Below are 6,799 nucleotides of genomic sequence, written 5' to 3'. Positions count from 1 at the left end.
GCCCTTGAGTTCCACTCCATCCCCGCTGACAGTAACATTAGCATCCACATCCCTTCCTGCAACCGCTGCCGCCGTCATCAATGCCCTAAAAGCCATAACAGTATCCTGCGTGCTTGAAAAACCGCCATTGGAATTACGCTGGGCTGCTATCCACTTCAAGGATGAGCTTGCCCTTGGGTCATTCGTTTCGATCAATGCAAGTGTGGCATAGGCTGTGGTTTCAACGTTCTTGCTTGAGATGGGATGGAAACCATAGCCTCCATACTCGTAAGGCTCAGCCAGGACATCGTCGTATCCCCAATAAACGCCATTCTCATCCTCTTTTGCCAGCTCAAGGAGTCTCTCCATTGCCTCATCTGCCCTGTCGCTCTCAAGTTTTTGAAGCGCAAGAGTTCCTATGGCAAGAGCGTATGGATCGTCCTGCTTATCAAGTTCCGCTTCCAGATAGCTTCGGGCATTATCCAATACCTGAGGGGTAGCATAGCCGTATTCATCGAGTGCCAGTGTCACATAGGCCGTAAGGGCATAAGTGCCGCTCACACCTCCCATCATATCCTCATGGATAACGAAGCCGACCGCTTCCCATGAACCGTCCTCTTTCTGATGTGAACCTATCCACTCCGCTGCTTCCCTTACAACATTCTCATCAATGGTCGTCAGGTCCCTGGCACCACTGAACTGGGAAAGCACAAAAGAGGTGAGCCACAGGCTGCCTTCCCCATCGCTCTCTCCAAAAGCAGAGAAAGAGCCATCGGCATGCCTGAAAGTGAGCTCTCTCTGATATCCGGTCGTGATGAACGTCAATGCTTTGGCCTGTACCTCGGGATTCTGCTGACCGGTGGCCTTGAGATAGCGCAACACCTCAACATCGGTGGAGAACAACATCATGTTCTGTTCACCGCATCCGTAAGGCATGCCCAACAGGTCATCGACTCCGCTGATGGTCTGGGCTACGATGCTTGGCGTAAAGCTCAGTATGACTTTCTCGGAATCCGGTACGATCGCAGCAGGCAGTGTTGCGTCCAGCTCAACGGTACCGTTCTTAAGGATACCATTATCCACTATCTCTCTGGTAACCCCTTCAGCCTCAACGATGATCGTCTTACGGATAGCATCCGCTTTCTCAGTGGTCTGTCCTGTCAGTTCAACTGTCTGCACCCCGACCTTGGTGGGACGAATGGTGAAACTCACATGGGTCACACTATTGGCATCCACGCTCACTTCAACAACATCATCGCCGACCAGCTCGAACCATTCTGCACCGGAAAGCGTCAGCTTCACATTCTGAGGCTTGTCGAGATAGTTGTACACCTGTACCTGAACAGGGAACTCCTCGCCACGAATAACAGCATAAGGCAGATCAGGGTCGATAAAGAAGTCCTGGAACACCGTAAGTCCTGCTTCGGATATTCCGATGCCTTCCGGACCTGATGATACTGCATGAAGTCTCCATTTAGTGATAGAGTCAGGTGCATTCAGATCAAGGGTTGCCCTTCCGTTATCATCTGTCAGAATATCAGGCATCCATATCCATGTTTCAGGGAAGAACTGGCGTACTCTCTCCACTTCCGCAAGCTGCTCCTCTGAACCTGCTTTGTCATCCATTGGAGCTTCTTCCATGGGCATCTCCATTACAGCTTCATCCACAACCATATCATCCATTTCAAACATTGCTCCTGCGAAATCAACAAACCTCACATCTTCATTAGTTCCTGATCTTGGTATCTCAAGACTGCCGGAGGCCAGCACTATCATCCCGGCATCATCAAGGACATCATAAGCAGTTGTTTGGTATCCAAAATATTGAGGATGCGCTTCGACCTGAGGTTCCATAAAGCGAATTTCAAGCTCATCGAACACCTGTTTCAAATTCAGCCTGCCCTCGCTCAATGCATATACGGATTCGTCCACAATGGAAAGTCCTATCATGGACTTCGTGCCTGCATCCATTTCAACGGAAACAGCGTCACCCGGTGCCACAGTTTCCTTATCGAACCCTGTGGAAAGGTCTACCTGCGTGCTGAACTTGACATCGAATGGCAGGCTGTCAGCAGAAACCTCATTGTTCGGATTTATCATGTAAGCAATGACCTTCGCTGACGGGCTCATCTGTGGCGTGACAGGGATATTTATCTGCGGTTCATCACTGGTTGCAGAGTATACAGTCCTGCCGTTTGCGAAAACATCATAGAATACCGTTCCCACATTAGTTGAATAGACCTTGAAAGATATCACATCCCCGACTTCCGGTATGCCTTCACTTACCTGGCTCAAGTGCAGGAAGCTGGCACTTGGGGAATAGACCGAATTCAACGTACTGCTAACTTCAACTTCTTCTGAAACAGCAGATAATTCAACGCTCACAGCATCTTCAGGTATCTCTAAAGTTACCAGAGCAACACCGTTCTGTGTTGTATAGGTCTCTTTGCTCTCGTCGTAGTTGTAATTCTCATCTCTGAAATTGGAAACAAGGGTTATCTCTTTTTCAAGGGGTTCTCCTCCCGGGTCCTTTGTTACAAGGAGGACCTGAAGGGGCATTCCCGGTTTGATGGAATTGGATTCCGGGATCATCTGCAATATGAACGGATGCTCTGCTATGGTGAACAATTCCGTAGTTTCTTCACTATTCCCACCGGTGTCGGTCACAGTCACATTCAGCATGACACTGCCCTGACCACCGGCTCCAAAGGTACCTGCAACATATCCAACAGCAGGAAGTGCAAATTCTACATTTCCGTCCTTAAGGGGCGCAGTGGACGTTGAGTATTCTTCCCAGACACCTACGTATCTGGAAGCCTTTACCTCAACAGTACCTTCAACGACCTTTCCGAAGAAATAGTTAGCAGAGACTGTGCCTGTAATAGGTTCATCGGCAAGGAACCAGCTTTTTTCAGTGGAGGTTTCGAGGTCGAACTTGGGGAGGACATATTTCTCCACCCTGATATCCACTTCGGACATCGAACTTCCTGATGTCGCTTTCACCTTCCATGTTCCAAGGTTCAGCTCGGATGCAAGCGGAAGGTCGAAGTAGGTAACCCCATACTCGTTGGTGACCAGATCATCCTTGAAGATCTTCACCCCTTTCGCATCAGCTATCTCAACGGTGGTGTTCTGAACAACAGGAACAAGGTTGTTGTTCAGGCTGAGAAGACGGACATGGATCGTCTGCCCGGGTTTGTAGATAGGTTTGTCCGTTTCGATGAAGATAGGATTGTTCTGCACCACCTTAACGGTTGTAGTAAAACCCTTTTCAGCACCTGAGGGTGTTGCGGTCAGTGTATAGCTTCCCTCTTCGACATCCGGCACTTCGAACTTCGCCACACTGTTACCGGATTCGGATGTGGCCGCCTTTACCAATGGGGTGATGTCGCCTGATGCACTGGTAAGAGTATATTCAACGCCCCTGCTGACCGGTTCATCATCCAGGAAAGCAGACATCGTTACAGAACTTTCTCCACCTGAGAACAGTGATTTCGGTACAAGCAACAGATATTCATCTTCTTCGGAATAGGTCCCTCCCTCATCATAGGAGAGAGCTTCATTGGAAGAAGTTTGAACTTTTCCATCGTCCTGCCCGATACATCCTGCCAGCAGAATGCACGATAGCAAGACCAATAAACAGAATCCTTTTTTTGTAACCCCGATATATTTCATCTTGACACTACCTTTGTTCAATTATTTTTTTTATATGTAAGAGATGATTGTTGCCAATTGTGTATAAACTTAGCTTAAACTTCGAAACTGTTCGAAGTTATAGAACACATTCACAACGAGGTTACAATAAAGAAGATAGTAAACAAAATATGTAGGCATTTGTAGCTCAAATATTCGAGGGTTGAATTTCTGAACCAATAAAGTAGTCATTTTATCTAAAATTAGCTGAAAAAACAAGAAAAAGTTTTTATTTTGACTAATGTTTTTATCGTTATGAACAATGAAGATCTCAACCAAGAAAGATTTAAAAAAATTGCGCAACTACTATCAGAAGTCTCAAATTTGAAAGAGACTGACATGCATATTCTTTTGACTCTCTTAAAGAACAGTAAAGTAACCAATTCAGAACTAGCCGATATCTTGGATTTTAAAGATGGAAATTCAGTAACATATCACACAAGGAATATGCAGAAAGAAGGTTTGATTGACAAATATACAATCATTCCTAATTGGAAACGTGCTGGGTTGTCAACAGAGTTTATTATATTAGCAGAAGCAGAAAATGAAGAACAATTGCTTCAGATTGAGAAAGAGCACGTATTGATGGCAGAGGAGTATCTTTCAAATATTGGTGAAATTGTTGTAACTCCTACAATTTCCGGATGTGTAATCCTGCAGAACGTTTACCATTGCTTTGGTGACAAGACAATGGCAGTAATAAGCGGGAGAGCAACATCTGATCAGGATGCAGCTGTTTACTGCAAGAACTATCTTGTCAATCGATATCCTGATATCAAGATCAGCATGCTTTTAAACAAATACAAAACGGTAGATGAATTTTTTATTGACAAAAATGCAGTTTCAAAATTAAAAGAACTCTTCCAGGTACCAGCTACTAAAGAAGTAACTGATACACTGGAAAATCTAAAAAGCATGTCTTCAGAAGATTAATGCCATTTCTGTCAACATTACTGCAAAACTTGGCAATGTAAGTGTCATAATCATTCTGTCTTTGAGTTTGTTTCCCCTTGCTACCGGATTATCAAGCAGTATCTAAACACATCTCGCAGCCAATACGAGATAGATCAATGAAGCAAGATACAAACGTGGAAAACTTGTTGCTGCATACAACAAAGGAATCATTGGCAGTATTGTTAATAGACTGCAAATAACTGCTGCTTTATGAATCCCAACCTTCAAAGGAAGCGAGTTGATGTCTCCTGCTACATCTTTAAAGTCTTTCATGAACGTAAGAGAAAATATCGATACAAAGACATACGCAGCAACAATTAAGCTATCTGGAGGCAACGCAGAATAAACACTCCAGAGTCCGATTGATTCAAGAGCAAAGCAGACAGCCATATCCAACATCGCAACGCCTGGGATATCTTTAAATCGAAACATTGGATGAGAGTACAAAATCCCACCAATAATAATTCCTGATAAAAAGCATAAGAATAAGATAGCTTAGTTTAAATGAGATCAATAATGCTGCTAAAAAGAGAATCAGCATATAGATCCATGCATTTCTGATAGAAATTTTCCCTGAAGCAATAGCACCTGTTGGTTTGCATATTTTATCGATTTCACAATCAAAGATATCATTTATTATGTCACATCCACTGTGAATCATTGTTCCTGCAAGAATTACAAGCAATGCCCTGTAATCCCACATTCCTAATATAGCACAATTTAATGTCACAACTAAAATATCTACTATACTTCCTTTCAATTTTAGAATTGACATATACGGATTTTGACGAATCATATAAACTCCTCAAAACCATACAAAACGAAGCATGTTTTATAATTATATCAAAAAAATCTGGTTTTAAAAAAAGTTTCTCATTGTACATTAGTCAATATTAAGATAAACGAACAATTAAAATCTATAATTTGAAAAATAAATAGATATTATAAAGCAACATCATGAACTATTTAAAGGATGGCTAAACTATGTTAAGAGGTTGAGGGTTTTGTAAAGTCTGACAGCTAAATCTAGCCCTCAAAACAAAAAGGCAAATATACAATCGTTTTGAATTTTTTTAAACTTTTGTGGTTTGCCTCATAGATAAACAAAATGAGGTAAAGAAAGAATGAAACGTATTTCAATATTTTTGGCCATGATGATGGTACTTGCAATGTTTGTGACACCATCACTTGCAGCGACAGAAGATCAGTCTTCTGAAAGTGTAGAAATGTTAACAAAAGATCTTCTAGCTACTGTTGAAAAATACAATGAATTAGTCACTGACAAATCATCGTCTTATACCGACGTTGTGGAATGTACTGACAAGTTCTATGATTTTGTAGATAAACTGGAAAATGAAGGTCAAACCGTAGAAGTTGAACCTACATCCGAGTTGAACAGAAACAATAGAGATGAAATATTGCCTACTACGATGTCTGTAACAGTATTACCGTATCCAACAGTCGAAAAATCATACACATTTACAAGCGATGAAAGCAAAAAAGATGTATTAAAAGAGGTGTATGGATCCGATATCTCTGAAGGAGAATACATCGAATTGGTTTTCCCAGAAGCTTTAAAAGTCATACCTGATCAAACTTTACAAAACTACTATGAAACACCAATGACTTGGCCAGAAAGCACACATGTATTACAAGATTCAAATGATCTTAACACGGATGTTAGTGTCTCACAAGACCCACAGACGCGTAGTCTAATCTACTATCTAATGCGTTACACTTCAGATATTGAGGAAGTATCAACATCAAAAGTAAAATTTGAGTCTGCAACTTATGTAGTAGAGCCGACCCCACAAACAAAACTACCCGAAATGCATGTATTTTCATACTTATGGAAGAATGGAGATACTGCACCATTAACATCAACTTACAAAATCGCATTTAATACGGCTAAAGTTGAAGTAAGCAAAGAATACTTTGTAGCAGATGGTCTTTATTACACACAGGGTAGTCTCACTTGCCTTCTGCCACTCCTCCCCCCTCAATATACAACTGCTCCGACTCTTACCAGTATCCCAAGTTTGACAATCAAAATAAATATAAGTGTCCTTAGCTGATTTGAATCGTGACAAAACAAAACAAACTAAGAACATACGAAATAGTTCCTAACACCAATATATCCTTTCCGATTGGAACCATTCTGGCCGTTGAAAAA

Annotated in this window: 3 protein-coding genes and 1 pseudogene; 2 read left to right on the top strand and 2 right to left on the bottom strand. The window is 42.2% G+C overall.

Annotated features, from left to right (window positions below):
• A partial coding sequence (locus QAS77_RS09500) for an alpha-2-macroglobulin family protein (protein ID WP_305065177.1) occupies positions 1-3,654 on the bottom strand: 3,654 nt, incomplete at its 3' end.
• Positions 3,655-3,927: 273 nt separating this feature from the next.
• On the opposite strand from QAS77_RS09500, the gene QAS77_RS09495 reads away from it, so the two are divergent.
• Positions 3,928-4,605 (top strand): winged helix-turn-helix transcriptional regulator, encoded by a 678-nt coding sequence (locus tag QAS77_RS09495; RefSeq protein WP_305065175.1) that lies wholly within the window; start codon positions 3,928-3,930, stop codon positions 4,603-4,605.
• A gap of 102 nt (positions 4,606-4,707) precedes the next feature.
• Here the strand turns inward: QAS77_RS09495 and QAS77_RS09490 are convergent.
• A pseudogene (locus QAS77_RS09490) lies at positions 4,708-5,287 on the bottom strand (UbiA family prenyltransferase).
• A gap of 463 nt (positions 5,288-5,750) precedes the next feature.
• Here QAS77_RS09490 and QAS77_RS09485 point away from each other — a divergent pair.
• Positions 5,751-6,701 carry a hypothetical protein gene (locus QAS77_RS09485; protein WP_305065174.1) on the top strand — a complete coding sequence of 317 codons (951 nt, stop codon included), beginning with the start codon at positions 5,751-5,753 and terminating at the stop codon, positions 6,699-6,701.
• Positions 6,702-6,799: the final 98 nt, after the last annotated feature.

Source organism: Methanococcoides sp., assembly GCF_030594565.1.
GTDB lineage: Archaea > Halobacteriota > Methanosarcinia > Methanosarcinales > Methanosarcinaceae > Methanococcoides > Methanococcoides seepicolus.
Note: the sequence above shows the minus strand (reverse complement) of the source record. Positions and strands in the feature narration are given on the sequence as shown.

What these genes read in the sequence shown, in the direction of transcription:
- QAS77_RS09495 (WP_305065175.1), top strand. Translation starts at nt 3,928, where the DNA reads ATGAACAATGAAGATCTCAACCAAGAAAGATTTAAAAAAATTGCGCAA.
- QAS77_RS09485 (WP_305065174.1), top strand. Translation starts at nt 5,751, where the DNA reads ATGAAACGTATTTCAATATTTTTGGCCATGATGATGGTACTTGCAATG.